Annotated in this window: 24 protein-coding genes and 1 pseudogene; 12 read left to right on the forward strand and 13 right to left on the reverse strand. The window is 40.7% G+C overall.

The genetic code is table 11. From position 1 onward, the window contains the following. Positions 1–34 precede the first annotated feature (34 nt). Positions 35–1,351: pseudogene (locus tag I8751_RS01350) on the forward strand (cytochrome P450). An 8-nt stretch (positions 1,352–1,359) separates the two neighbouring features. Next, positions 1,360–2,130, forward strand: coding sequence for a hypothetical protein (locus I8751_RS01355; protein WP_214437376.1), 771 nt, complete (start codon positions 1,360–1,362; stop codon positions 2,128–2,130). Here I8751_RS01355 and urtE read toward each other — a convergent pair. The 9 genes from urtE to I8751_RS01400 all read right to left on the reverse strand — a co-directional run bounded on the left by urtE (position 2,093) and on the right by I8751_RS01400 (position 10,585). Continuing rightward, positions 2,093–2,791, reverse strand: coding sequence for an urea ABC transporter ATP-binding subunit UrtE (urtE, locus tag I8751_RS01360; protein WP_214437377.1), 699 nt, complete (start codon positions 2,789–2,791; stop codon positions 2,093–2,095). The genes I8751_RS01355 and urtE overlap by 38 nt on opposite strands. 25 nt (positions 2,792–2,816) lie before the next feature. Further along, on the reverse strand, positions 2,817–3,173 hold the full coding sequence (locus I8751_RS01365) for a hypothetical protein (RefSeq protein ID WP_214437378.1): 357 nt from the start codon (positions 3,171–3,173) through the stop codon (positions 2,817–2,819). A gap of 24 nt (positions 3,174–3,197) precedes the next feature. Further along, on the reverse strand, positions 3,198–4,103 hold the full coding sequence (locus I8751_RS01370; RefSeq protein ID WP_214437379.1) for a hypothetical protein: 906 nt from the start codon (positions 4,101–4,103) through the stop codon (positions 3,198–3,200). After that, a complete protein-coding gene (locus I8751_RS01375; RefSeq protein ID WP_214437380.1) occupies positions 4,052–4,651 on the reverse strand; it encodes a DNA methyltransferase in 600 nt (199 codons plus the stop codon). Before I8751_RS01375 ends, I8751_RS01370 begins: the two co-directional genes overlap by 52 nt. Before the next feature lie 62 nt (positions 4,652–4,713). Next, a complete protein-coding gene (gene urtD / locus I8751_RS01380) occupies positions 4,714–5,460 on the reverse strand; it encodes an urea ABC transporter ATP-binding protein UrtD (protein WP_214437381.1) in 747 nt (248 codons plus the stop codon). Further along, positions 5,435–6,550, reverse strand: a complete 1,116-nt coding sequence (urtC, locus tag I8751_RS01385; RefSeq protein ID WP_214437382.1) for an urea ABC transporter permease subunit UrtC — start codon at positions 6,548–6,550, stop codon at positions 5,435–5,437. The genes urtD and urtC overlap by 26 nt, the downstream gene beginning before the upstream one ends. A gap of 30 nt (positions 6,551–6,580) precedes the next feature. Continuing rightward, positions 6,581–7,741 (reverse strand): ABC transporter permease subunit, encoded by a 1,161-nt coding sequence (locus I8751_RS01390; RefSeq protein ID WP_214437383.1) that lies wholly within the window; start codon positions 7,739–7,741, stop codon positions 6,581–6,583. Between the two features lie 202 nt (positions 7,742–7,943). Continuing rightward, positions 7,944–9,257, reverse strand: a complete 1,314-nt coding sequence (urtA, locus tag I8751_RS01395; protein ID WP_214437384.1) for an urea ABC transporter substrate-binding protein — start codon at positions 9,255–9,257, stop codon at positions 7,944–7,946. A 179-nt stretch (positions 9,258–9,436) separates the two neighbouring features. Continuing rightward, on the reverse strand, positions 9,437–10,585 hold the full coding sequence (locus I8751_RS01400) for an NAD(P)/FAD-dependent oxidoreductase (protein WP_214437385.1): 1,149 nt from the start codon (positions 10,583–10,585) through the stop codon (positions 9,437–9,439). 221 nt (positions 10,586–10,806) lie between these two features. On the opposite strand from I8751_RS01400, the gene I8751_RS01405 reads away from it, so the two are divergent. The 3 genes from I8751_RS01405 (at position 10,807) to I8751_RS01415 (ending at position 14,013) form a co-directional block, all read left to right on the forward strand. After that, a complete protein-coding gene (locus I8751_RS01405) occupies positions 10,807–11,679 on the forward strand; it encodes an S-methyl-5'-thioadenosine phosphorylase (protein WP_214437386.1) in 873 nt (290 codons plus the stop codon). A 702-nt stretch (positions 11,680–12,381) separates the two neighbouring features. Next, the gene (locus I8751_RS01410; RefSeq protein WP_214437387.1) at positions 12,382–13,587 is read left to right on the forward strand and encodes a sodium-dependent bicarbonate transport family permease; all 1,206 of its coding nucleotides are present in this window, start codon (positions 12,382–12,384) and stop codon (positions 13,585–13,587) included. A gap of 93 nt (positions 13,588–13,680) precedes the next feature. Further along, complete coding sequence (locus tag I8751_RS01415) at positions 13,681–14,013, forward strand: P-II family nitrogen regulator (protein WP_214437388.1); 333 nt, start codon at positions 13,681–13,683, stop codon at positions 14,011–14,013. Between the two features lie 76 nt (positions 14,014–14,089). On the opposite strand, the gene I8751_RS01420 is transcribed toward I8751_RS01415, so the two are convergent. Then, positions 14,090–15,733 carry a DUF2079 domain-containing protein gene (locus I8751_RS01420; protein ID WP_214437517.1) on the reverse strand — a complete coding sequence of 548 codons (1,644 nt, stop codon included), beginning with the start codon at positions 15,731–15,733 and terminating at the stop codon, positions 14,090–14,092. A gap of 103 nt (positions 15,734–15,836) precedes the next feature. Beyond that, positions 15,837–17,882: a BamA/OMP85 family outer membrane protein gene (locus I8751_RS01425; RefSeq protein WP_214437389.1), complete on the reverse strand. Its 2,046-nt coding sequence runs from the start codon at positions 17,880–17,882 to the stop codon at positions 15,837–15,839. Positions 17,883–18,151: 269 nt separating this feature from the next. Here I8751_RS01425 and I8751_RS01430 point away from each other — a divergent pair, with 269 nt between their 5' ends. The 4 genes from I8751_RS01430 to I8751_RS01445 all read left to right on the forward strand — a co-directional run bounded on the left by I8751_RS01430 (position 18,152) and on the right by I8751_RS01445 (position 21,196). Beyond that, positions 18,152–18,349 carry a DUF2281 domain-containing protein gene (locus I8751_RS01430; protein WP_214437390.1) on the forward strand — a complete coding sequence of 66 codons (198 nt, stop codon included), beginning with the start codon at positions 18,152–18,154 and terminating at the stop codon, positions 18,347–18,349. Continuing rightward, on the forward strand, positions 18,346–18,606 hold the full coding sequence (locus I8751_RS01435) for a type II toxin-antitoxin system RelE family toxin (protein ID WP_214437391.1): 261 nt from the start codon (positions 18,346–18,348) through the stop codon (positions 18,604–18,606). The genes I8751_RS01430 and I8751_RS01435 overlap by 4 nt, the downstream gene beginning before the upstream one ends. 269 nt (positions 18,607–18,875) lie before the next feature. Continuing rightward, complete coding sequence (locus tag I8751_RS01440; protein ID WP_318780276.1) at positions 18,876–19,832, forward strand: hypothetical protein; 957 nt, start codon at positions 18,876–18,878, stop codon at positions 19,830–19,832. A gap of 5 nt (positions 19,833–19,837) precedes the next feature. After that, positions 19,838–21,196: a lipid-A-disaccharide synthase-related protein gene (locus I8751_RS01445; protein ID WP_214437393.1), complete on the forward strand. Its 1,359-nt coding sequence runs from the start codon at positions 19,838–19,840 to the stop codon at positions 21,194–21,196. A 77-nt stretch (positions 21,197–21,273) separates the two neighbouring features. Here I8751_RS01445 and I8751_RS01450 read toward each other — a convergent pair whose 3' ends face one another. Further along, positions 21,274–21,996 (reverse strand): response regulator transcription factor, encoded by a 723-nt coding sequence (locus tag I8751_RS01450; protein WP_214437518.1) that lies wholly within the window; start codon positions 21,994–21,996, stop codon positions 21,274–21,276. A 558-nt stretch (positions 21,997–22,554) separates the two neighbouring features. Here I8751_RS01450 and I8751_RS01455 point away from each other — a divergent pair. From I8751_RS01455 to I8751_RS01465, 3 genes are all read left to right on the forward strand, one after another. After that, entirely contained in the window at positions 22,555–22,989 is a 435-nt protein-coding gene (locus tag I8751_RS01455) for a hypothetical protein (RefSeq protein WP_214437394.1), read from the forward strand. 637 nt (positions 22,990–23,626) lie between these two features. After that, on the forward strand, positions 23,627–24,949 hold the full coding sequence (locus I8751_RS01460; protein ID WP_214437395.1) for an ATP-binding response regulator: 1,323 nt from the start codon (positions 23,627–23,629) through the stop codon (positions 24,947–24,949). A 36-nt stretch (positions 24,950–24,985) separates the two neighbouring features. Next, on the forward strand, positions 24,986–26,110 hold the full coding sequence (locus tag I8751_RS01465) for a sensor histidine kinase (protein WP_214437396.1): 1,125 nt from the start codon (positions 24,986–24,988) through the stop codon (positions 26,108–26,110). Positions 26,111–26,190: 80 nt separating this feature from the next. Here the strand turns inward: I8751_RS01465 and I8751_RS01470 are convergent, their stop codons facing one another. Further along, positions 26,191–26,646: a response regulator gene (locus tag I8751_RS01470; protein ID WP_214437397.1), complete on the reverse strand. Its 456-nt coding sequence runs from the start codon at positions 26,644–26,646 to the stop codon at positions 26,191–26,193. Between the last annotated feature and the right edge of the window lie 93 nt (positions 26,647–26,739).

Below are 26,739 nucleotides of genomic sequence, written 5' to 3' on the forward strand. Positions count from 1 at the left end.
CAACTTCTATTATTTTCAGAAAATAGTTTGACGCATGAAAAGTTATCAACTACCTCCTGGAAACTTTGGTCTACCTGTAATAGGTGAGACATTTTCTTTTGTTCTCGACCCTTATAACTTTGTCAACGATCGCTATCGTAAATATGGGTCTATATTTAAAAGTAATATTTTTGGTAGACCAACTGTAGTGATGGTAGGGCCAGAGGCAGTTGAGTTCATTCTTTCTAGCCAAATGGAGAATTTTTCTTGGCGCGAGGGATGGCCCAAAAATTTCAAGACTTTGTTGGGTGAATCACTTTTTTTGCAAGATGGAGAGGAACACCGCAAAAATCGCCGACTAATGATGCCAGCCTTACATGGGCCAGCATTGGCAAATTATGTAGCTACAATGGAAGATATTACACACAGTTATCTGAAAAAGTGGGAGCAGAAACAGCAATTTACCTGGTTTGAAGAATTTAAACAATTAACCTTTGATATTGCTAGTCACTTATTCTTAGGCACTAATCCTGATTCTGAAAATAATCGTTTTAGTCAATTATTTAAAGAACTGACAAATGGTTTTTTTGCCATAAACTCACTTCCTTTACCATTTACTAAATTTGGTAAAGCTGTGGCAGCTCGCAATCAAATTTTAGAACATGTTACCAAAGTTGTCAGGGAACGTCAGCAACATCCAACCAAAGATGCTATTAGTTTGTTAGTGCAAGCTAAAGATGAAGATGGTAATAGCTTAAGTGAAAAGGAGCTTGTCGCCCAAGCAGTGCTATTACTCTTTGCAGGACATGAAACTACAACTTCAATGCTGACTTGGTTGTGTGTAGAATTAGCTCGCCATCCATAAATATTACATCGAGCTAGGGAAGAACAACTACAACTTGCAAATAAAGGTGTTTTGGATTTAGTACAATTGGGGCAAATGCCTTATTTAGAGCAAGTTTTATGGGAAGTTGAAAGACTTCACCCACCAGTTGGCGGAAGTTTTCGTGGCGTTGTGAAAGAGTTTGAATTTAATGGTTTTCATATTCCCGCTGGCTGGCAAGTCCTGTATTCCATAGTAGTAACTCACCGCCTTGAAGAAATTTACCCTGAACCAGAACGTTTTGACCCAGACCGTTTTAGTCCTCAACGCCAAGAACATAAACAGTATCCTTTTAGCTTAATTGGTTTTGGCGGTGGCCCACGCGTCTGTATTGGCATAGCCTTTGCCAAAATGGAAATGAAAATTGTTGCTGCCCATCTTCTACGCAGCTATCATTGGGAAATCTTGCCCAATCAAAGTTTAGATACAGTACGGCTTCCCATAAATCACCCCAAAGATGGGCTACGGGTTCGATTTCAACCTCGGTGAAATGTCCTATGACACCTCAAACACATATACATTTGCCTGACGGAGTTTTACAACACTTGCAAAATGTGAAAGATTTTGCAAACGAAAGCATTAACTCTTTGACTAACTCAGCACAGCAAGTTAGGGAGTCTTTGGGGGAAACAGCAACTATAACGGCCGATAAAGCAGTTGATACAGTTACAATTACTCTTGACCAAGCTAAAGGTTCTTTAGAACAAAGTTGGCAAACAGCTGAGCAAGTTAAGAATACAACATCGGCAGCAGTTCAAAGTGCTATCGCTGCTTCTTTTCATGATTGGCTGACACGACATCCTGTGTTTTTGCAGTTATTTCAAATACTAGGTTGGGCGGCTAATCACCCAATCATTAGTATAGTGATTTTGCTTTTTGGAATTGCTCTAGTATGGAGCATCATTAAAGCAATTATGCGCTTGATTGAAAAAGCTAGTTGGTCGATATTGCAAGTACCATTAAGATTAATTCAGGCATTAATTCAAACAATTGTTCTATCTTTGCCTAAAGTTAGCAGCTTTGCTATTCAAAAAATTAAAGGTACTCAAACAACAAATAATACCTCTTCTTTGTTATCTACTAATTCTCAAACTATTTATCAATATAAGCAGCAAAGATTGGCAGAAATATCCAGCCGCTTAGAAGTAATCAAGCAGGAACAGAATGAACTTTTGCAAGAAGCCGCAGACTTGATTGCTTCAGACTCTACCGAGATTAAAATACCAACAATTAAACCGCTAAAAACCGTTGAATCACATCTTGACTAAGTTCGCTGGTAGAACCGGAGGAGACAATACCGCCTTTTTGCATAGCGTAATAATAATCAGCCTGACGAACAAAGTGTAAATGTTGCTCTACCAATAAAACAGAAATGCCTGTAGTTTCGACGATACGACGGACTGCGGCTTCAATTTCTAGGATGATGGAGGGTTGAATACCTTCAGTGGGTTCATCTAAGACGAGTAATTGAGGTTCTCCCATTAAAGCACGTGCGATCGCTAATTGTTGCTGCTGTCCACCACTTAAATCACCACCCATCCGCGAAAGCATGGTTTTTAACACCGGAAATAAGCTAAAAACTTCCTCTGGAATTTCTGCTTTTTTTACTTGTTTGCGTCTAGCTTCCAACCCCAGCAGCAGATTTTCTTTGACTGTTAAACGGGGGATAATTTCTCGTCCTTGGGGGACGTAACCAATTCCCAACTTTGCCCTTTGGTCTGGAGATTTGGAGTTTATTAACTCTCCAGCTAAGTTAATAGTACCGCTGCGGGGTTTGAGTAAGCCCATTATTGTTTTGAGTAAAGTAGATTTCCCTACACCATTGCGTCCAATCAGGCATATCATTTGCCCAGATGGTACGCTTAAATCTACATTGCGGAGAATGTGGCTTTCGCCATAGTAAACGTTTAGGTTGGAGATTTTTAGCATTATAAATTACGTAGATATTAAAATTTTACAATGAATTTTGATAATCACCTCCCCATTCAAATACTTTCAATTTATATAACTCCGAAACGAGGCTTTCCTTATTTAAGGCTTCTAATATTTGTACATTCTTTTCCTTAATATATAAATCTAATTGTTGATGAGACTGAGGTAGGTTGGATTGCAAAAGTAGAAATAATTCTTCAAATTGTCCATTTAAGCTGCTAGCATTTAAGACCAATGAATATTTTTTGACAAATTCTGAAATTAATTCTTTTCTTATGATTGATTTAGTTTTTAACCACAATTGACCTGCATAATCCGTATTAAATTCTGTTAAATGCTCGCTGTCATATAATTCTTTCCAATAATAAAAATCTTTCATGACAAATCTTTAAATGTTTTCATCTTATGTTGCCGATGCTATTTGGGGTACTAAAGTTGACCAGCCTGGTATTTTATCAAGTTTATGCTTGTAACTAGTACAACACCCTTTTCTTTTGAGAACAAGAACATAATCTGTTTTCATTCCACCTTTTCTATTGTCTTGCACTACTGAGTTTGCAGAATATTCCATAGGGAAAGACCCAATAAATTGTAAATCAGAATTATTTTCAAGCATTTCTAAGAATTTCCAACTTTCTTGATCGCGGGCATTGAAGTATATTAAAAACATTCCATCATCAGTAAGAAGGCGACTAGCTTCACTTATAAACAATTTCATTTTTTCAATATACTCGTTCTTTTTTTTATTTCTCTCTTTGGCGTTAGAAACAATTATTTCTTTTTCAAAATTAACATTTTTATTTAAAATAGAATTCCATATTTCACTTAATTCAAGGTATGGTATTCGATCACTATGTGGTGGGTCTGTGCAAATCAGTTTTATAGATTTTTCTGGTATCTTTTGCATTACATCTATACAATCATCATTAATAATTAATGCTCCTTGTTTACTTTTTAAGAGCGCACTTATTGATTCATGTCTAAGATATTTATGATTACTAATATCAATTAATGCTTTATAGAGTTTTTTAGCTCTACTCTCAAAACAATTCCAAACATTAATCTCAAAATGTAATTCTGGTCTCCAATAGCCAATCACCCAACTGCCGACCTCAATTTTATTAGACATTTGATTTTTGGTTTTTCCTCGATTGGTGATTGCAAACACCATAGATGACATTTGCCCTGATGAAGAAGTAAGAGTTAATAATAAAGCTTTTTGAATTACATCTGGAAATAATTTAATTTCATCTAGTATTAAATCAATATTATGCAAAGCTCTACGAGTAAACAAATCGTAGATAGACATTTTATACTTGAATTAATTCTTGAGTTTGTAAAAAAAGTGAGTTTTCTAATGTTCCGTATTGAATATTGAGAAAAGGATTCAATTTTTTCTAAATCGAAGCTTGTTGTTTCTATCTCAATTCTACTTCTACCAACCTTTGGCTTCATCCATACTTTTAAAAGCTCACTACTACTCCATAAATAATGCGATGCTATTTCTCCATTGTCGGTAAAATATGTTTCATTTATTTTCTGTTTAATTTTTGTTTCAATCTCTTGTAAGGCTGATTGAAATACCGAAGCTTTTGGAAGTTCTAACAAGAAGTTGGTATGTTCAATTGCAAAAGGATTAATATCAATTCCAATAAATCGTCTTTTTTGGTACAAACATTCTCTACTGATAAGGCCTGAACCTAAAAATGGATCAAGAACTATATCTGATTCATTTGTATAGTTTTGTATAAAAAAAGCAATACTTTCAGTTGGCTTTTTACCCCAGTATTTGTGAAAAGAATACATACCTTTATAGGTATCAGGATTGCTAATATCTTTTATTGTCTTTACGGTCATGTCAAACTCTATATATAAGAACCTTAAATATAGGGTACCATGTCGAGCTTTTGAGAAAAAATTTAGTCTTCTTGTTTTCCCAAATATACTTCAATCACACGAGAGTCATTTTGCACTTCTTCAAAATTTCCTTCGCACAATACCGAACCTTCATGTAATACTGTTACTTTCTTGGCAATTTGACGCACAAATTCCATATCATGTTCAATTACTAAAATTGAATGACTCTGCGATAATGCTAAAAGTAGTTCACCGATGTTATGAGTTTCTTCATCTGTTAAACCTGCAACAGGTTCATCAACGAGTAACAAATCAGGTGACTGTGCCACTAACATCCCAATTTCTAAACGCTGCTTTTCACCGTGGGAAAGTAAACCTGCTCTGATGTCAGCTTTTGGCGTTAAGCCGATGGTTTCTAACAATCCTTTAATATTATTTTGTTCAACAGCATTAGAACGTTCAAACAAAGTAGAAAAGACATTTTTATTCTTGTTAATGGTAATTTCTAGATTTTCGCGGGGCGTTAAGTTTAAGTAAATTCGGGGTGTTTGAAACTTGCGCCCAATTCCTAATCGGGCAATTTTATATTCAGGTAAAGAACGCAGGTTTCTTCCTTTGAATAAAACTCGCCCAACGGTTGGCTGCACTTTCCCAGTAATCACATCCAGAAATGTTGTCTTTCCCGCACCATTAGGGCCAATTACTACCCGCAATTCACCCACATCCATACTAAAGTTAAGCTGGTTTAAAGCCTTAAACCCGTCAAAACTAACAGTTACGTTTTCAGTTTCCAATATTTTCGCGTTCATGTTTCACTTCTGGGTCTTCTTCCAAGGTGGGATATGTAGCAATTTGTTGAGGGCGTTGGAAAAGAGAAATATTTTGACTACGCAACCATCCCACGATGCCGTCAGGAAGGACTGTGACGACTATCAAAAATAGTGCGCCTTGGAAAAATAGCCAGATTTCAGCAAATTGTTCGCTTAAAAAAGTACGGGCATAATTTACTAACAAAGTTCCCACAATCGCGCCAATTAAAGTAGCGCGTCCTCCTACAGCTACCCAAATCACCATTTCAATTGAAAAGGCAATATCCATTGCTCTGGGTGAAACAGAACCACTTTGGATGGTGTAAAATGCTCCTGCGATGCCTGCGATCGCACCTGAAACTGCAAACACTAACACCTTAAAATCTGTAGGGTCGTAGCCAGAAAATCTTACCCGACTTTCATCATCACGAATGGCTATCAACAATCTGCCAAAGCGCCCACTTGTCAACCAGCGACAAATCCCGTAAGTGGCTGCAAGAAACATTACTGTCAGGGTGTAGAAAACAAATTGCGTTTTGGCATCGCTGACTGTTGCTCCAAACAAAGTTGTAAAATCTATCAGCCCGTTTGTGCCATTAAAAAGTTTTTGTTGACCATTAAAGAAGTTAAAAAATACAATAGTTGCCGCTTGAGTCAAGATAGAAAAATAAACTCCCTTGATGCGATTCCGAAATACTAAATATCCTAATAATCCCGCCAACAAACCTGGAATTAGTACCACACCAGCCATTGTCAAAGGAAAAGAATAAAAAGGTTGCCAAAATGTGGGAAGTTCCGTAACACCATAAAGCCCCATAAAATCAGGCAATTCGCCAGTGGGAACTTGCAGTTTTAGGTACATTGCGATCGCATATCCACCCAAACCAAAGAAAATACCATGTCCCAAACTTAGTAAACCAGTATAACCCCAAATCAAATCGATACCTAAAGCTACAATCGCCAGCGCCAAAAATCTCCCTAACAAATTCAGCCGAAACTCCGACAGCACCATTGGCATAACAATTATAAGGGAGAGTGCGATCGCAACCACCACCCCCACCTCAATTAATAATCCTCCCTTCTTCCTCATTCTCTGCGCCTCCGCGTCTCTGCGTGAGATTTAAACATCAACAGTACGTCCCTTCTGCGGAAAAATCCCCCCAGGCTTCCACTGTAAAAACACAATAATCAGCGCAAATACCATCACCTTCGCCATACTCGTCGTCGCAAAAAAAGTAAATAAATCAGCCAAAGGCTTCACAGGAGTCAACAACAAAGCCAGAGTCCCAGAACCAATTAAAAAATTAGCCGTACCAATCCCCAACGCCGCCACAATCGTCCCAGCTAAATTGCCCACACCCCCAACAACAACCACCATAAACGTATCAATAATATAGTTTTGTCCAGTATTTGGCCCTACAGAACCCAGTAAACTAATCGCACATCCAGCCACACCAGCTAAACCAGAACCTAGTGCAAAAGTAATCGCATCAACCTTTTGAGTTGGGATACCCAAACAAGCACTCATACTCCGGTTTTGTGTCACAGCCCTAATTCTTAAACCCCAGCTAGAACGCTGTAAAAATATGTATATACCTGCTACACAAATTATTGTTAAAGCAATAATAAACAGCCTAGCAAAAGGCAATTGTACGCCACCTAAAGACATCCCAGATTGCAACCATGTTGGTGCTGTGACATCTACATTTTGAGCGCCAAACCAAGGTTGAGTCACTGCTTGCTGATAAGTTTGGCTTAATAAATTGCCCGTTGTGATTGTCAGCCCCAGCGATAGTAAAAATATCACCGCTACAATCCAGTTACCAACTCTTCCCAAATCTATGCGGGAATTTAAAATCCATAAACCTCCAAAAAATAATAGAGAAAATAACGCTATGCCAATTATCAATACCCAATTTACACTGCGGACAAACTGTTGAAAAATCAAACTTACTCCCCAAGTTGCCAAGAGAGTTTCTAGAGGTCGCCCATAGAGATAACGGATTACACTTTTTTCTAAAATCAGTCCTATAGTAGCTGTGAAAACAAAAGCGATAATCAAAGCCAAAAATATATAGACTTCAAACCATACTCCACCCAATTGCTTACATATATTTTGCACAACAAATGTGGCATAAGCACCAAACATCATCAATTCACCATGCGCCATATTGATGACACCCATCAAGCCAAAGATAATCGCTAGTCCCAAGGCAGCTATTAATAATACAGCGCCAATACTAACACCATTAAATACTGCTTCTAAGAAACCTGCTAACACTTTTTCTCCTAAATGTTATTAGTTAGTTGTTAGTTGTCAGTTGTCAGTTGTTAGTTGTTATAAGACTAGTATTTGATTTTTGAGAAGCATTGCCTCTTGATTACCTAAGTAAATAATTTGATTGATCAAATCATATTCCTATGGTTGTTTTGTCTTTACCACTGACCACTGACCACTGACCACTGACCACTGACTACTGAACTTAAACTTTCTTGTATTTACCACCTTTCGCTGGGTCAGTCCAGTCACAAGCAAATCCCTTGGTCTCTTTCACAAATTGATTCCAGGGAACTGGCTCAACTGGTGCAGGAGTAGCATAAACGATATCAAACAAACCATCGTCCCTGACTTGACCAATCCGCACAATTTTAGATATATGATGATTGGCGTTCATTGTCACTTTACCTTCGGGCGCATCTATAGTTTGACCGGATGCCGCCGCACGCACTTTAGCTAAATCAGTTGTGCCAGCTTTTTCTACTGCTTGCTTCCATAAATAAACTGCGATGTATGCTGCTTCCATTGGGTCATTTGTGACTCGATTTTCGCCGTACTCTTTCTTGAAAGCGGCGACAAACTTCTTGTTAGCAGGTGTGTCTACCGTTTGAAAGTAATTCCAAGCAGCATAATGATCTTTGAGATACTCTACACCAATTGCTTTGACTTCTTCTTCGGCGATGCTTACAGACATGGAGGGATATTTGTCTGGTGTTAATCCAGCACCTTTCAATTGTTTGAAGAAAGCAACGTTGCTGTCTCCATTTAAGGTATTGTAAATCACTCCACCATTGGGCAAATTTTGCTTGATTTTAGTAATAATTGGTGTAACTTCTGTGTTACCCAGCGGTAAATAATCCTCTCCGACTGTTTTTCCGCCTAATGCTTCTAGTTGGGCTTTAATAATTGTGTTAGCAGTCCGGGGAAAAACGTAGTCAGAGCCAACTAAGAAAAATTCTTTTCCCTTATTTTTCAACAACCAATCAACAGATGGTTCAATTTGTTGATTTGGCGCAGCGCCAGTGTAGAAAATATTTTTAGAACATTCTTGACCTTCATATTGCACTGGATACCAGAGCATGTGGTCTTTGCTCTCAAATACTGGCTTGACATTTTTGCGACTAGCAGAAGTCCAACAACCAAATACTACAGCGACTTTATCTTGATCAATGAGCTTAGTGGCTTTTTCCCTAAAAGTATCCCAGTTAGAAGCACCATCTTCGGTAATTGCTTCAATTTGTTTACCTAAAACACCACCATTCGCATTAATTTCTTTGATGGCTAGTTTTTCAGCATCAACAACGCTTTTTTCACTAATAGCCATTGTGCCACTGAGGGAGTGCAAAATACCTACCTTGATGGTGTCACCAGCAGCAGCGACAGGAGAAGCACTGGGAGAGCCTGCTGGTGTGCTAGTAGCCGTTGGTGAGTTGTTCACGCAAGCCTTCAGAAAAATGGTGCTACCGAGACTTACAGAACCAGCAATCAAAAACTTCCGGCGGTTAAATCGTTTACCCATAATTTTTGTAAATTTTCCTCTTAAATTAATCAGCTAGTTCATAGGATGCTGACAATATCAACCTTTAGAATGTGATATTAGTGTGATAATTGACAATCAAAAAGTTATTTTTGATACATTTTGCTGCGTTTAGTTAACCAAAAATTAACCACGTTAATAAAAATTAATATGTAAAGTTATTACCAGCTGTTATTAGATAGCTGAATAATAATCTCATCTGACTTGCCAGTTGCAAAATTCGCAAAGCGTTCTGCCAAGGGTGGTACAATCACCAGAGGGTTACTAAACCCAGAGAAAATATGAACGCTTTCAAATCCTGGGATAGCACCAATTAAGGGAAGGTCATTGTTACTAAATGCCACCAAGCAATGATGCCAAGTTCCTGGTAAATTCTTCAACGCTGGTAAAACTTGCCCAACACTTTTTCGTAACCACTTTTCACTTTCTTGAGAGTTTACCTCGGCATGAGGATTCGTAAGAATACGGCTAATTTGTCCTAAGCGTAAGCTACCATCTGGAAATTGAACTGCACCTGCATCTAAAATCGGTGGTACTAATTCATTACCAGATTCGTTCCACAATTCATCAACTTGTGTAGATTCAGCTTCTAATTGAAACCGTTGCAAATGAGCTGGCATAACTAAGGTGCTTAACTGCAAATCAACAGGTGGGGTTTCAATGATTTCTGCGTGGGTAAAATACAGTTTGATAGGAATACCAGCTGATTTTAGTAAGGTTCGGCTAAGTCCACCCGCGCAAATCACAACGTTAGCGCTGTGGTAAGTTGCAGTGGTTGTACTAACACCGTCTGTTAATATTTGCAGTACTTGGATAATCTGCATTTCGCCCCCAGCCCTCATAAAAGCTTGAATGTAGGCTTGGACAGTTTTTTCTGGGTGAATATGACCATGTTTGACAGTTAAAGCCCCAGATATTGCTTGCGGGTTTAGCAGTGGTTCTAACTCACAAGCTGCTTGAGGGTTGAGTAAACGGGGCGGTATGCCAAAACGGCTATATGACGCGGCAGTTGCTTCTGGGTCGCTATCCGCTGCAATGGTTAGCAATAAATCTAATTCTCGAAATTGAATATCAGCGTCTAATTCTTGAGGTAGGATGTGGTAGCGATCGCGCGCTTGCTGGCATAATTGGCGAGTCAGTGGTGTAGTTCCAGACCAATAGGCCAGCCCACCATAGCTAAAGCGAGTTGCATTTTGTGGTGTTTGATTTTGTTCTAACAACAACACAGCAAAACCTTTTTTGGTCAGTTCGTAAGCGAGTGCGGCACCTGTAATTCCAGCACCAACAACAATCCAGTCGTAGGTTTTCATATTTTTTATCTCACGCAAAGGCGCAAAGGCGCAAAGGAATAAATATATGGTCGAAATAGATGAAATAAAACTGCTGTAATTACAAATTAATATTTAGTCGTCTGCAAATGTTGTACCAGATATTCTCCCGCAAGGATAGGCGGATCAAGTAGTTTTGATATCTGCTACTCCTCTTTTCGGTAAAATAACTTGGCAACTCAGCAAAAAACAGCTTAATAATCATGGCTCAAGCTAGTATTGGGATTATTGGTGGTAGTGGTCTATACAAAATGGATGCACTCAAAGATGTGGAAGAAGTGCAAGTGCAAACACCTTTTGGTTCGCCTTCTGATGCTTTGATTTTGGGAACCTTGAATGAAACACGAGTAGCTTTTTTAGCGCGTCATGGTCGTAATCATACTCTGTTGCCTTCTGAGTTACCGTTTCGTGCCAATATTCATGCCATGAAGCAAATAGGTGCGGAGTATTTAATCTCAGCTAGTGCCGTAGGTTCTTTGAAGGAAGAAGCAAAACCACTGGATATGGTGGTTCCCAATCAATTTATTGACAGGACGAAAAATCGAGTTTCGACGTTTTTTGGTGAAGGAATTGTTGCTCACATTGCCTTCGGCGACCCGATTTGTCAAAATTTAGCTGGAGTTTTAGCAGATGCGATCGCTTCTCTAAATTTACCAGAAGTTAACCTACATCGCGGCGGTACTTATGTGTGCATGGAAGGGCCAGCCTTTTCTACTAAAGCAGAATCAAATCTTTATCGCAGCTGGGATGCAACAGTGATTGGGATGACGAATTTACCAGAGGCGAAGTTAGCCAGGGAAGCAGAAATCGCTTATGCAACTTTAGCGCTGGTGACAGATTATGATTGTTGGCATCCAGACCATGATAGCGTGACGGTAGAAATGGTGATTGGTAATTTGCAGCGCAATGCCGTTAATGCTCAAAAAGTAATTCAAGAAACTGTCAAACGCTTAAGTAAAAATCCCCCGTCTAGTGATGCACATTCCGCTTTAAAGTATGCAATTTTGACTCAATTAGACAAAGCACCACAGGCAACAAAAGAGAAGTTGAAGTTATTGTTGCAAAAATACTTGTAGGCTCATAGCAGGGGGTAGTGAGCAGTTAACAGTTAACAGTGAAAACTGATAGATGACTGATAACTGATAACTGTCTATGTTCCCCGTGATGAACCTGGGCAACCCAAAGAAGATTATCCGGGGTTATATCGGAGCAATTTTAAATAGCAGCCAGACCCGTTGCCCAAAGATAAACAGCGGGGTTATTTAGACGATTAAGTTTCGGGGCAAAGGTGGCAAGTACCGCGAGATAGAACTGGATCACAAGACATCTTCGTTGTTTAAAAAAGATGCAGGTACGGGTACCATGCTGCCCAGATTTTAAGCGTAATGTATTTTTATACCTGATGATGAGTAGAAAATCTGCGATCGCAATTTACACTGACCAGAGATATACGGGTTTTCTGAAAATAAAAGGAAAACTTATGATTTGAATTGGAAATTACTTGGCATATCCATGTTAAACAATCGCAAATTTGTGCGAATTTAAATATATGACTTAATTACATAGAATTTTGGGTCTTAATAGATATTGATCTATAGAAGTTACTGTGGGACAGCAACACCTTCCAGCCCATTCGGAGAGCGGCCATCTTTGAGCCCCCCTGCCGACAGGTGTTCGCCTAAAACCTGTCGGCAGGGTTGAAGCGCTGCACCCTTACTTCTTAAAGCTCACTTATCACAATAATAGCTCTTTTTTAGAGGAGGCAGAAGGAGGTATTCATGGATTTTTTGTCCTTGTTCTTAACGGACTTCGTTAAGCAGTTGCAGTCACCAACACTCGGGTTTTTGATTGGTGGTATGGTCATTGCCGCTCTCGGTAGCGAATTGGTAATTCCAGAGGCGATTTGTCAGATCATCGTCTTCATGTTGCTCACCAAAATCGGTCTGACCGGTGGTATTGCGATCCGCAATTCCAACCTGACGGAGATGGTGTTACCCGCAGCGTCTGCTGTAGCAGTAGGAATTCTTGTTGTATTCATCGCGCGCTATACGTTGGCCAAGCTGCCGAACGTCAAAATCTTGGATGCGATTGCGACCGGGGGATTGTTTGGTGCGGTGAGTGGCTCTACCATGGCCGCCGCCCTGACGCTACTAGAAGAACAAAAAATGCCATACGAGGCATGGGCTGCCGCACTCTATCCCTTCATGGATATCCCAGCGCTCGTAACGGCGATTGTGGTGGCCAACATTTATCTCAACCACAAGAAGAAGCGTAGGGCAGCAGGCGAGCCTCTCAGCAAGCAGGAGTATTCTAGTCCCGCAGGAGAATATACCAGTACCGCAGGCCCGGCTTTCAGTACCGCAGGCCCATCTCTCCCCGTAGGCACGTCTTTCAGTACCACAGGCGATTATCCCAGTCCCGCAGGTGATTATCCCAGCACCCGACAAGAGTATCTCAGAAAGCAGCAGTCTGCGGATAATCGGGTCAAAATATGGCCGATCGTGCAGGAAAGCCTCCAGGGTCCTGCCCTATCGGCAATGTTGCTCGGCATTGCTCTTGGCCTGTTCACCCAGCCGGAAAGTGTCTACAAAAGCTTCTACGACCCCCTCTTCCGCGGCTTGCTTTCGATCTTGATGCTGGTCATGGGTATGGAGGCTTGGTCAAGACTTGGCGAACTGCGCAAGGTAGCCCAGTGGTACGTCGTGTATAGCGTAGTGGCACCGCTGCTGCATGGGTTCATCGCCTTCGGTCTCGGTATGATTGCCCACTACACTACAGGATTCAGCATGGGCGGTGTTGTGATTCTGGCCGTCATCGCCGCCTCCAGTTCAGACATCTCAGGCCCACCCACATTGCGAGCCGGGATTCCGTCGGCCAATCCATCTGCCTACATTGGTGCCTCCACAGCTATCGGTACACCCATTGCGATTGGCGTGGCAATACCACTCTTCCTCGGACTCGCCCAGGCGATCAGCGGCAGCTAATCCCAGACGGGTCGCAGTCTGTCGGCCCTACCTTGACCCGGCAGACCAAGCGACTCAATATATAAGATCAATTACGGTAAGGAGGTAACCAACATGGCCAAGCCAGCCAAAAAGCTCGTCATAGTCACGGAAAAGATTCTGCTGAAAAAAATCGCCAATATCATCGAAGAATCCGGGGCAACCGGTTATACGGTTCTGGAAACTGGCGGTAAAGGTAGTCGCAACGTGCGCTCGTCGGGACAACCCAACGTTTCTGACACCACGGCGAATATAAAATTCGAGGTGCTCACCCCGGATCGGGATATGGCCGAGGATATTGCGGATAAGGTCGCAGTGAAGTTTTTCCTAGATTTTGCGGGCATGATCTATATCTGTGACGCAGAGGTACTGTACGGGCACAGTTTTTGTGGACCAGACGGCTGTTGAATCAATACAACACAGACCTAAAAAGCCGGGGCATGACCCCGGCTTTTTAGTAGCCGTGTTTCGTACCCGCGGGACGTTAGAACTTTTGCAACTGTTGCTGGAATTGTAACCAAGCTGCTGTTACTTGCATGTCTGAACTGGCGGCTTTTTTGAGCAAGACTACACTATCTTGAAAACCGATTATTCCATATTCTTGATGATTACTGAGTTGATCAACAAGTTTTACTAAATCTTGTAACTGTCTGCGATCATCTTTAAATGCCACTTGATATTGTTGTAATTGCCAAAGGTCAGCGATCGCATAATCTACTTTAGTTACTTCTTGAGCATCATTGCGTAATTCTAAAGCAGGTAAGCGCAGAATTTCTCGACGACCCGAAAGATGGGGTACAAGGTAAGTAGTGGCAGAGACGCTAGCATCTGGGGGAATTTGTGCTAGTAAGGGACGCATTTTAGCAACATGCTGCCACTGTTGAGGAAGCGATACATATACCCAAGGTTTGACAGAATCAGGGATTAGAAAATAAAAAGTCCGATTAGGGTTAGATGTAAAGCTAAAAAACAGCGATAGACAAATACAACCAATCCACAAGCGACGAACAGAAGGTTTAAATTTGTGCTGATGCTGTGACCACCAAAGAATTGCTCCGTAAAATAAGCCTGGTATAACAGTTAAAGCGTAGCGGACTGTAATTGCCAGTACCAAACTTCCCTTACCCAAAAATAATTTTAAAAGCGGAAAACCGGCAATCATCCAAGCAGCAGGAGAAACAGCAGGTATAAAAGCTAACGGTAGCCATTGAGCGATTAAATATCTAATTGTTCTGTCTACAGGCGTTACCAGTTCTACTAATAACCGCCACGGATTGCTAACTATACCCCAAATAATCTCTAGGGTAGACGCTTCATTTCCATCAGCATACTGACCAAACCGTTCTATCATAAAGCGTTGGGAAATATCTTGAGAAAATAACGGCATGATCAAGTTGGTGAGAACCAACATATAACCAAAACTGAGAACGCAGACACTAATTCCAGCACGGGGAAAGCGTTTACTCAAAATCATGTAAATTCCCACGCCAAATAAGCCCACACCAGAATCTTCCCGGACAGCCAAAATCAAAACTGTCATCAGCCAAAACAACCACCACCAACGCTTTTCCATTGCCAGGAGGAGGGTAAAAACAAAGAGGGGAATTTGGCTAATGTCGTGAAAGTTACTTAAGGTCGGGCCAATAACCGCATTAGCAGCATAAAAACTGGCAGTAATCATCACTGCCAATGGTGGCTGTAAATATTGCCGTGCCAATATAGATAAAACTACACCCGCAGCGGTGATCAGTGTGACTTGTAGGACTGTTAAAGTCGCGGGAGAAGGAAATAAAGCATAGATTGGCCACCACAGCAATAAGGCTGGGGTAAAGTGTTGACCAAGGCGATGATAAAAAACTGTAGGAACTTCTCCGGCGTGGATAACGTTAGTAGAAAGACTAGAAGAAAGGGAACTTTGAAAAAAGCGACCGTGGAGATTATTCCAAAAAACTTGGTTAAAAATCCCTTGGTCAAAGGAAGCGTAAAAACTATAGTAACGGTGTAGGGTAAAGAACAAACATAAGATAAAAAAGACTCCTGCTAATTGCAGGATGGTAATGCTTGCATTGCCTCGCTCAAGCTTCCACTTTGACACTAGTTGCAGTTTATTGTGCATGTTTGACCACATCACTCACTTAAAAGAGTGTATTTAAAAATGCGGAGCAAATAAGAGGCAAAATTGTAGTTTTGTAGAGTCAAATAAGAGAACAAGGGGCAGAACTCAATGCATGTTAAAACCGCTGCCCTATACCTAAATGCACTCTGCTTTCTCCTTGGTCATTAACACCATAATCAGCCCTGATTAAGCCCAAAGGTGAGTCTAAACGTACCCCAGCCCCATAACCAAAGCCAGAACCTGGTTTATCCCGCACACCTGCGGGGTCTCCCAAGACGGTATCGCCAGAACCTAAATCAGAAGCAAAGTCAGCAAATAACACACCCCCTACTATAGGTAAAATAGGGAAGCGGTATTCTGCGGAAGCTAAGACATAACTGCGACCATTGCCTACATCACCAGAGTCGTAACCACGGACTGAATTGGAACCACCCAAGTTAAAACTTTCATAAGGTGGCAAATCACCAATTACTGTCCCAGCTTGGAGATTCAAGGCGAATACTTGTGGCTGTTGACTATTAAATAATTTGACTGGTGTATATTGACTGTAATTTGCCCGGAGGCGATTGAGAGAGATATTACCTTGACCGATGGGTACAGATTGTTCTGTACTCAAACTCAGTAACGAGCCTTGAGTGGGATTGTTGGGGTTATTTCTTTGGTCTTTGGTGGCGCTGAAAGATACAGTAGTCAAATCATCAATGCCAGTGCCACTTGCAGATAAAGGATTGCCTTGGGCATCAGTTGGGGTAACATTACCATCGCGATCGCGAATACTGGTGCGAGTATAGTTAAATCCTAGGGAAGTATCCCAGTCATCTATTGGTCTTTGCAGGCTAATACTACCGCCAATCTGACCTTCGCGGACTTTATCGCCGTTAGCTAGCTTGATATCATCATCAAAAGTTTCTGAGATTTCCCGACGACGAAAGGCATTTACACTATACCCCAAGCGATCGGGATTAGTTGAGCGATAAGGACTAGTAAATCTGGTATCAAATTGGAAATCACGGGCACTCAAACCCAGATTTGCAGACAAAGTATCGTTAGCACCATTAATATTTTGATCTTTATAGTTTAAAGTACCTATTAACCCTTGATCGGCATTGTAACTACCACCAACGTTAATCGCACGCGCCCCATATTCTTTGAGTTCGTAGACCAAATCAACTTTATTGGCATCTCCTTCTAAAGCCACATTCACAGTTTCAAATAAGCCAGTACTATACAATTGCTGTATATCTTGCTGGACAGTATTTTCTTGGAAGATTTGACCAGGTTTAAGCTTTAATTGCTGTTGTAAAAAGTCTGTTTTGGTACGTCCCGCCACTGGTTCGCCCTTACTATCGAAGGTTTTGCCTTCGTCGTTAACAAAGCGGAATTTGATATTACCCACTAAGCCTTCAGCTACATTAACGGTGAGGATTCCCTGACGGTTGGGTTTAATAGATAGCACCTGTGCAAGTTTATAACCATTGTCGGCATACCATTTGTTAACTTGTTGTACTGCTTGCTGGAGTCCTGCGGGACTAATGGGTTTACCGACTTGAGATTGAAAACGTTCTTGAACTACTTGATAGGTGAGTGCTTTAGCACCAGAAAGTTCCAGCGATCGCACTACTATTGGTTGCACCTGATACACTACATTTAATCCTGTTGAGGTGCTGCGGCTATTAACGTTAACACTGGCAAATAAACCAGTTTCTAAAATTGCCGCTACATCTTTTTGGAGTTGGTTTTGACTGGTTTCTCCACCTATTTGGGTTTTAATGATTTTACGGATAATCTGCTGTAATTCTTCAGTGGCTCCCACTACCTGCACATCTGTAGCTGTAACCACTAAGTCTTGTTCAATTACGGGGTTTTTGGGTGAAGATGGGGTAACAGGAGGCGTGGGAGATGGTGGAAGAATTACGGGAGAATTTCCCTGAACCTTCGGGGTTAGTTCTACAGAATTGGGTGAAAATTGTTGAGCAACTACAATTTCTGGGGATGATATAGTCTTGACTTGTGCAGGCGTTTCTGCGATCGCTGGAACTATAAAGTTCTCAGTTTGTTCATTCTCAGATGCAGTTGTGGCAGTTGCAGCCATAACTTTTTGAGTAATATTGCTAGCCGCTAAAGTAGCTAAAGTAAAAAGCGTAGCAGAAGAAATTCGCATAATATTTAATTTAATAACTGGGAGTTAGCTTTAGTAAGGTTGGCTAACAGGGATAATACTAACTTCCAGCTGCTTTGCCGATTGCTATCCCTATTTATACCTTTTGTTCAAGAGACAATTAATTTTGATATTTTGTTTCTATTAAAATACTTTGGGTGATGTAGCGTGGATTTGTTTAATTGCCTTGGCGTTAGTAATCATAGCAAGTTTACACTAGAAGCGATCGCCCGAATGATTGCACTTAGTACTTAATATTACCTTGATATTTTATGAACACTAAACAAATAATTATCCAGGAGCTAGAGGAAACGCCGGAAGTAGTATTAGTAGAGGTCTTAGATTTTTTGCGCTTTTTGAAAGCCAAAGAAGATAAAGCAGATGTGGAGGATGCATGTGCAGCCCTAGAGGAGGCGGCTGTCGCAGGTACAATATCTCTTCATGATTTCAAAAGAGAATTGGGTTTGTGAGTTACCAAGTTGATTTAACACCAGCATCTGTACGCCAAATCAAAAAATTACCACCTGACATTCAACAAAAGGTGGTACTGAAGCTAGAAGAGTTAGCTTTAGAACCACGTCCAGATAAAGTTGTGAAGTTAGAAGGTGCTGCATCACTATATCGAGTTCGCTTAGGCAAGTACCGGATTATCTATCAGATTCAGGATGAATTGTTGTTAGTGACAGTCGTGAAAGTGGCTCACCGAAGAGAGGTATATCGTGCATAAATTTTATTTCGCGCATAGACGCGCCTTCTTCGGCTTCCCGCAGGGTAGGCGCAAAGGCGCGAAGAATCAGTCTTTAACTTTGGTCAAAAATTTTAATTCATCCCTAATGTATGCAACGCCGAAAAAAGAAATACTTCAAGCTCAGTTCACAAATCGCTCAGTTGGATAATGTACAATTGCGTTCTCTGTTTGAAAATAGTAAGTCGAATGAATCGAGTACGGGTTGGGGGATAAATCACACCATTGTCCTTGGGGAATCTAAGGTCTTTGTGAAACATGTTCCGGTTACGAACATCGAATTTGAAAATCTATTCTCCACCAGAAACCTCTATGACTTGCCGACTTATTGTAATTACGGCTTCGGTTCTACTGGTTTTGGGGTCTTCCGGGAACTTGTTACCCATATCAAGACAACCAACTGGGTATTAGAGGGGGCGATCGCTACTTTCCCACTGATGTATCATTATCGGATTATGCCGTTTTTTGGGCGGCGTGCGGATGTGGATAGGTCACGTCTAAAAGCTTATGTGGAGTACTGGGGCAATAGTGAGAACGCCGGGAATTATTTTTTAGATAGAGCGAACGCTAATTATGAGTTAGTTCTTTTCCTGGAGTGCATACCGCATGTTCTAGAGACATGGCTGCGGGAAAACCCTAATAAACTTCAGCAACCTCTAAATGACTTACGCACGACGATTGACTTTTTGAGGACAAAGGGAATTATCCACTTCGACGCACATTTTCGCAACATCCTCACCGACGGCGAACAGACTTATTTAACTGATTTTGGATTGGTACTTGACAAGAGTTTCACGTTGACTAAAGATGAAGAATTTTTCTTTGAGCAGAACACATTTTACGACTACGGTGAAGTTTTGCGGAATCTTGGTCATCTGATTCAATCACCCTATGATTCATGTTCAGAGAACGATAAACGCAGGATTATGGAAAAATATGGTATAAAAGAAGGCTTAAAACCTTATGAACTGCGGTCTATATTACTCGACAACATCGAGCAGATACATGCAGATGGAATTATGAAGTTAGATGAGTTCTATGTTGCTAGCATTGTTAAATACCGCAGCATCATTGCGCTGATGCAAGACTTCTTTGCTGAGATGTGGGAAAATACCAAAAAGGACACGAAACTTCGTCACGCACAACTACGACTGTTGCTCAAAGAGACCGGGTTTGTTCCTGGTACTGAAACCTACGGCAGACATTAGTCAAAATGAGCAATGTATCGCGCATATCCCTAACCCCAAATTGGCAATTACTGGTTTTAAGTAATGGTCATGGTGAAGACATGATTGCTGTTCGGATTTTGGAAGAACTCCAACAACAATCCAACCCACCAGAAATCTTTGCTTTGCCTCTAGTGGGTGAAGGACGCGCTTACCAAAAGTTGGGTATTCCGTACATTGGTTCAGTACGCACTATGCCTTCTGGTGGCTTTATTTATATGGATAACCGCCAGCTGATGCGAGATGTCCACGGCGGTTTACTGCAACTTACCTGGAGCCAAATTAAAGCTATGCGTCGTTGGGTAAGTTCCCAAAAACGTTTAGGCAACAAGATAGCTATTTTAGCTGTAGGAGATATTGTACCGCTGTTGTTTGCCGCTTTCAGCGGTGCTAACTATGCTTTTGTCGGGACAGCGAAATCAGAATATCACGTGCGGAATGAAGCGGGATTATTAGCCAGAAAATCAAAAGCTGCTGATTGGGAAAACTTTTCTGGTTCTATTTACCATCCTTGGGAACGTTGGTTGATGAGTCGCCGCCGTTGTCGGGCGGTGTTTCCCAGAGATTCACTAACGACGAAAATCTTACAGCAGTGGCCTATCCCAGCTTTTGATTTGGGTAATCCGATGATGGATGGTCTTGAAACTACGTTCTCATCTCAAAGATTTTATTGTGCTGATGTTCAACAACAGGAATTAGCTCGACCTCTAAATGTGACTCTGCTTCCTGGTTCTCGTACACCAGAAGCATATAACAATTGGAAAATCATGATGATTGCCGTGTCTGCATTGATGGCTAGTTTGCAAAAGCAAGATGCAGCAATTAATACTTCCAAAAGTGTGATATTTTTAGGAGCGATCGCGCCTGGTTTAGATTGCAAAATTTTGTGCCAAACTGTTCAATCTCAAGGCTGGCAAATTTACCCAGAATCTCCCGTACCACTTTCTGATCCTAATGCTTTAATTTTTAAACAAAAAGATGCATATTTGTTGTTAACACAACAAGCTTATAACGAATGTTTGCATTGGGGAGATGTAGCGATCGCTATGGCAGGTACAGCTACAGAACAGTTTATTGGTTTAGGTAAACCTGCGATCGCTATTCCCGGTGGTGGCCCCCAATATAACCCTGCCTTTGCTGAAGCTCAAAGCCGTCTTTTGGGCCCGTCTTTAATTTTAGTCGAGCAGCCAGCAGAAGTAGCGAAAGTGTTGCCATCGCTACTCAAAAATCCGGACGGTTTGCAATTAATTGCCGAAAACGGGGTGCGGCGAATGGGTAAACCAGGAGCAGCACAACGCATCGCTGACTGTTTGCAAGAAAGATTGGGCATGGGTCATGGGGCATAGTGCATGGGGAAATTCTTGCTCCTCTGCTCCGGTCACTGAGCGTAGCCGAAGTGCTGCTCCCTGCTCCCCTGCCTCTTTTAGGCTACTAAGCCAGAACGCAAGGCGCGAACAGCAGCTTGGGTACGGTCATCGGCACAGAGTTTATTCAAGATGTTGCGAACGTGAGTCTTGACTGTACCAACGGTAATGTAAAGTTTTTCAGCAATTTGTCCATTGCTACACCCAGCAACAATTAATTCCAGGATTTCCAGTTCGCGCTGAGTCAGAGGGTAAGTTTCTAAAACTTGCTCGTATTCCGTCGCCAGTGCCTCAATCTTGACTGTTTTTGGCTTATCAGATGCTTGGCTTTCTCCAGGAATACCTTGGCGCATCTTCTGCAAAACTACATTAGCGATCGCCGGATCAATCCAAGAGTTACCTTCGTGAGTCGCTTGTATTGCCTCTGTTAACTTGTTGATGCTAGTCTCTTTCATGTAATAAGAGTCTGCTCCTGCTGCAAAAGCGGCAAGTACTGCATCCTCTGTGTGATCCATCGTCAGGATGAGAATCTTTGTTGCTGATTGCCCACTCTCTGCTTGATAGCGTCTAAATTTGCGGGTGAGTTCAATACCATCCATGTCAGGCAAGCCAATGTCTACAACTGCCACATCCGGCTTAGCCGTTTCCAGAAGTTTTAGTCCTTGGGTGGCATTTGCTGCTTCACCAATTACTTTCAACCCGCTGTAAGACTGCAATGCAGCTCTTAGCCCCATTCTGGTAAGGTCATGATCTTCAATTAAAATAATGCTGATTTCGCTCATCGCTACACTCACTCTTTCTTGTTGCATGTTGCAAACTACGACCTTTTTTAAGCAGCTTCTATGATTTTCCCAAACCAAAGATAGATGATCTATTAACAAGCCTGCATCCACCGATAGAAATAATTAACTCTCTCTCTTTTCCATCTAGATAGAGTTAAAAATCTAGCTGAGGATATATGGCTATTCTACAAGAAAACGTGAAATATTGGTGACGAAATCCAAATTTGGCCATTCTTTAGCTGTTACATAGGAATCATAACTGAAGTTAGTTATTCTCAAGCTTTGAAAAAAGCTGAAAAAATGGATAAATATGAACGAGTTAAAGATGCCATCAAAGAAAGTGACCAATGCTTGTGTACCATCTTTAATCCAGCCTTGAAATTGATGGATTTATAAAAATAGATGACATTTTTATTGAAATCAATAGAATAGCATTGAATTTTAGTGAAGCCATCGGCACACAAGTGATCAGTAGTCCTTTTGGGAAAAATATTTTGTGGATAATCTCACAACAGACTCAACTAGCATTGCCAGCACTGCGAGAGAGCAAAAAAAATTTTGCCATACCTTGGAACACTTTTTGGTCGGCGTTATTCATCTAGAAAGCAAATTGATAATGCCATGAAAAATAATGCCTCAAATCAGCGGGCGACTGTCTCTGTTTGCCCACCAGGGGATGGAGTTTGCGACCGACTTTGGGTGAAACTCTCTGTACAACACCAGGGAAAATACGACAATTTTTCCGTTGCAGATGACAGGTATGGTATCCTCTCGGAACATCACCACAAAGGGTTTGTGATCTTTCAAACTATGGAAGCCTGCATTTCCCAAAAAATACTGGCATTTGTTTGGCGATCGCCAAACAAATTATGGAAACGGGAGAAAGTAAGATTACTCTGGATTCTATTTCAGAAACTGGCAGTAATTTCAGTTTTACTTAGCCTAAAGAATCAAAGAAGTAACATTGCTCAAGCTTATGGTACACAATGTTAGTCTTTAACTCTCACTAATGGCTGAGGACGGGCGTTAACTCGCTCATTTACAATTGTGATGAAGCTTGATAAAGTATTTTATTTTACTTTGTATTCAGTTCCATCCAATTTGGCTGAAGCCATTTTTTGCTGGCTAATTTATAATTGGGCTTTGACTATTGATTGTTGACCTTAAAAATGAGCTAACAGTTCTAATTTTAATTCAAATATTTTAGTTTCTTAAATAGATTGAGGATAAATTTACAAACTGAATCCAATCCAAGTAAATGCAATAAAAGTTTATCAACATACTTATTATATTGAGGAAAAGACAAATGTCATAAATGTCAATTGCATATTCAAGAAAGTTCATATTACTAACCTTACTGGCTAGATCTTGAAGACCGGAAGCTTTACTAGTTTTTTTGAGAGCATAGCAACGCTCAACAAGTATTCGATATTGTGCGAAATACCTTAGTTAATTAATGCTTCAGTTCGAGATACTAGAATTATTGTAGACTAGAGGTAGAAAAGCCCAATCAAGTCAGGGGTAAGCATTAATCAAAACCCCATCTAAAAATCTAAAATTATTTAGTTGGATAGTTTGAAAATACCAATGTTATACATCAACCTGTATTTGGCAGCGAAAATAAAAACCGATGGAAGAGACGCTGAAAATTTTGGTTGTAGACAACGATGAAGTAGACCGCATGGCAGTGCGCCGCGCCCTGACTAAAGCAGGTGTGCGAATGGAACTATCTGAATTGTGTAACGGCAATCATGCGCTCTCTAGTCTGAAGAATACTAACTATGACTGTGTTTTTCTCGACTATCGTTTACCAGACCAAGATGGTTTAACCCTAATTCAAAAGCTACGCTCCTTGCAAATTAAAGTTCCTTTAGTAGTTCTCACTGCTCAAGGAGATGAACAAATTGCTGTAGAATTGATGAAGGCTGGGGCAACAGATTACCTTTCTAAGTCTAGAGTATCTTCAGAAACTTTGGCACGGATTTTACGGAATGCAATTCGGGTACATCGTGCTGAAATGCAAGCTGCTTTAGCCAACCAACAGCTTAGAGAAAGTAACGAGCAGCTGATTCGCAAAAATCAAGAACTGGAGAAACAAAGACAACAAATTCAGTTACAAAATTTAAAGTTATCAGAAGCGTCGCGGCTCAAATCCCAGTTTCTGGCAACTATGTCTCATGAATTGCGGACTCCTATGAATGCCATTATTGGCTTTTCCCAAATATTATTGCGCCCTAAATTTGCTCAACTTACCCATCAACAAGCAGATATGGTAGAGCGTATCCTCAATAATGGAAAACATTTATTAATGCTATTAAACGAAGTTCTCGACTTCTCTAAATTAGAAGCAGGACGATTAGAATTAAAGCCAGAATTATTTGATTTATTAAAAGTCATAAATTCTACAGTCACAGAAATGCGTTCTCTGGCTGAAGCAAAAAATTTATCTTTAATAGTTCAAGCTGATTTACAAAATTCTGTATTGTACAATGACTCAGTGCGCGTGCGTCAGATCTTAGTCAACCTTTTATCAAATGCTATTAAGTTTACAGAATCTGGCAGCATTTGGATTGAAGTCAAAGAACTTCCAGGCAATCGAGTGGCGATCGCAGTTCGGGATACAGGTATTGGTATAGCTTCTAGAGATTTTAAACATATTTTTGAAGCCTTTCGACAAGTCGATCAAAGTATTACTCGCAAATATCCTGGTACAGGACTTGGTTTGGCAATCATCAATTCGCTGGTACGAATGATGGGTGGTCAAATTTTTTTAGAAAGTCAATTAGGGGCTGGGTCAATGTTCAAGATTGAAATACCACGGCAAATTTCCTTACCAATCACAGCCACAAATATTTCAGCTTTTCATTCGGGTGGTGATAGCATCGTTTGTTCTGCTCAAAATCCTCATCAATCCAGCAAAGCATCGATGAGTTATCCTCATCGCAAACTATAAATTAATTTCAATTAAGTAGATAAAAATTGATAAATCATGTCTGTTGTAGAAAATTCTAAAATTGATCGCATTCTTGCCGTTGATGATACTAGAGATAATCTCATTTTGGTTCAGACTATTTTAGAAAGTGAGGGGTATGAGATTGATTTAGCGGCAGATGGTATATCAGCTCTACAGCATGTAGAACAATCACCACCAGATCTAATTCTTTTAGATGTAATGATGCCAGGGATGGATGGTTACGAAGTTACACGTCGCATTCGCAAGAACCCTGCTCTCAACTATATTCCGATTTTGCTAATCACTGCTTTTCACGAATCCAGCGTTGTCGAGGGATTAGACGCTGGTGCTGATGATTTTATTCGCAAGCCATTTGATACAGATGAATTATTGGCACGAGTGCGATCGCTACTACGCCTCAAACATAGTCTTGACGAACAAAAAAAGATGGCACGTCAACGAGAAGACTTTGTTTCGCGTCTCACTCATGATTTACGCACTCCTTTAGTAGCTGCTGATCGAATGCTGGGTTTGTTTGAACAAGAAACCTTCTGCAAGATTTCCCCAGAAATGAAACAAGCGATCGCGGTTATGATTCGCAGTAACCAAAATTTGATGCAAATGGTGAATACCCTGCTAGAAGTTTATCGTTTTGAGGCAGGCAAAAAAACCTTGAATTGGGAAAGCTGCAATTTGCGGGAAATAATTCAAGAAGTGGTCAGTGAACTATCTCCCTTGGCTAGTGAGAAGAGTTTGACTCTGAAAATAAATACTAGTGAGTTAGAGCAACTAGGAAAAAACGGTGGTGTGATGATGGGAGATGCACTAGAAATCAGGCGCGTGTTTAATAACTTGATTGGCAACGCCATCAAATTTACAGATACAGGAGGTATAGAAATTCGGATTTCCGAAAAATCGGGCAATTCTCAAACTCAAGATTGGGTAATTATAGAAGTTGAAGACACAGGTTATGGGATTGCTCCCGAAGATCAGCCCAACGTTTTCGAGCGATTTCGCCAAGGTAGAAATAAACGCTCAGGCAGTGGGCTAGGACTACACTTATCGAGCCGAATTGTAGAAGCGCATGGTGGTGCGATCGCAGTTACTTCTGAACTAGGACAAGGTACTACATTCATAGTGCGATTACCAAAGCACGATTAAGTTCTTCTTCTAATCAACAATTTCAACAAGTATAAAAACACCTATTCCTCATTCTCTATTCCCAACTCTGATTAGCTTTGCTAATCGTGACACAATTCATAAGTCGGTTGAGCATGAAATCTACCCTGTAAATGATGACGAATTATGGTCTCTAAATCTTCAATCATATAAGGTTTGCTGATATAGTCATTAAAACCTGCCCTCAAGATACATTCTCTATCTTCTCTAGTAGCTAAAGCTGTGACTGCAATTACTGGAATTTCACAAGTTAGAGGTTCTTGCTTGAGATGATGCACAACATCAATTCCACTTAAACCTGGTAACAAAATATCTAACATAATCAAGTCTGGCTGATACTCTTTTGCCACTAACACCGTCGCATAACTATCTGATTGACAAATGAATCTACAACCAAGTGACTCAAGAGCATAACTCATTAACAGTAGACTATCATCATGATCTTCTACCGCCAGAACTAGTGGTTGCCGAATGCTGTGCTTCTTTTCATCACTCATGAATGAATGTGCCAAATACATCACTTCTCCAGAGGATTAAATTGAGATTTATCGTCTTTTCTGTCAAGAATAGGCAGCATATCTTGCAATTAATCAGATGAAGGTAATTACCAT

This window comes from Atlanticothrix silvestris CENA357 (assembly GCF_016056295.1).
GTDB lineage: Bacteria > Cyanobacteriota > Cyanobacteriia > Cyanobacteriales > Nostocaceae > Atlanticothrix > Atlanticothrix silvestris.

Coding starts and splice junctions, on each gene's coding strand:
- I8751_RS01370 (WP_214437379.1), bottom strand. CDS start 4,103: ATGTCTATCTACGATTTGTTTACTCGTAGAGCTTTGCATAATATTGAT.
- urtE (WP_214437377.1), bottom strand. CDS start 2,791: ATGCTAAAAATCTCCAACCTAAACGTTTACTATGGCGAAAGCCACATT.
- I8751_RS01445 (WP_214437393.1), top strand. CDS start 19,838: ATGAGCAATGTATCGCGCATATCCCTAACCCCAAATTGGCAATTACTG.
- I8751_RS01460 (WP_214437395.1), top strand. CDS start 23,627: ATGGAAGAGACGCTGAAAATTTTGGTTGTAGACAACGATGAAGTAGAC.
- I8751_RS01405 (WP_214437386.1), top strand. CDS start 10,807: ATGGCTCAAGCTAGTATTGGGATTATTGGTGGTAGTGGTCTATACAAA.
- I8751_RS01465 (WP_214437396.1), top strand. CDS start 24,986: ATGTCTGTTGTAGAAAATTCTAAAATTGATCGCATTCTTGCCGTTGAT.
- I8751_RS01415 (WP_214437388.1), top strand. CDS start 13,681: ATGGCCAAGCCAGCCAAAAAGCTCGTCATAGTCACGGAAAAGATTCTG.
- I8751_RS01425 (WP_214437389.1), bottom strand. CDS start 17,882: ATGCGAATTTCTTCTGCTACGCTTTTTACTTTAGCTACTTTAGCGGCT.
- I8751_RS01450 (WP_214437518.1), bottom strand. CDS start 21,996: ATGAGCGAAATCAGCATTATTTTAATTGAAGATCATGACCTTACCAGA.
- I8751_RS01410 (WP_214437387.1), top strand. CDS start 12,382: ATGGATTTTTTGTCCTTGTTCTTAACGGACTTCGTTAAGCAGTTGCAG.
- I8751_RS01355 (WP_214437376.1), top strand. CDS start 1,360: ATGACACCTCAAACACATATACATTTGCCTGACGGAGTTTTACAACAC.
- I8751_RS01365 (WP_214437378.1), bottom strand. CDS start 3,173: ATGAAAGATTTTTATTATTGGAAAGAATTATATGACAGCGAGCATTTA.
- urtA (WP_214437384.1), bottom strand. CDS start 9,257: ATGGGTAAACGATTTAACCGCCGGAAGTTTTTGATTGCTGGTTCTGTA.
- I8751_RS01400 (WP_214437385.1), bottom strand. CDS start 10,585: ATGAAAACCTACGACTGGATTGTTGTTGGTGCTGGAATTACAGGTGCC.
- I8751_RS01420 (WP_214437517.1), bottom strand. CDS start 15,733: ATGTGGTCAAACATGCACAATAAACTGCAACTAGTGTCAAAGTGGAAG.
- urtD (WP_214437381.1), bottom strand. CDS start 5,460: ATGAACGCGAAAATATTGGAAACTGAAAACGTAACTGTTAGTTTTGAC.
- I8751_RS01430 (WP_214437390.1), top strand. CDS start 18,152: ATGAACACTAAACAAATAATTATCCAGGAGCTAGAGGAAACGCCGGAA.
- urtC (WP_214437382.1), bottom strand. CDS start 6,550: ATGAGGAAGAAGGGAGGATTATTAATTGAGGTGGGGGTGGTGGTTGCG.
- I8751_RS01375 (WP_214437380.1), bottom strand. CDS start 4,651: ATGACCGTAAAGACAATAAAAGATATTAGCAATCCTGATACCTATAAA.
- I8751_RS01470 (WP_214437397.1), bottom strand. CDS start 26,646: ATGTATTTGGCACATTCATTCATGAGTGATGAAAAGAAGCACAGCATT.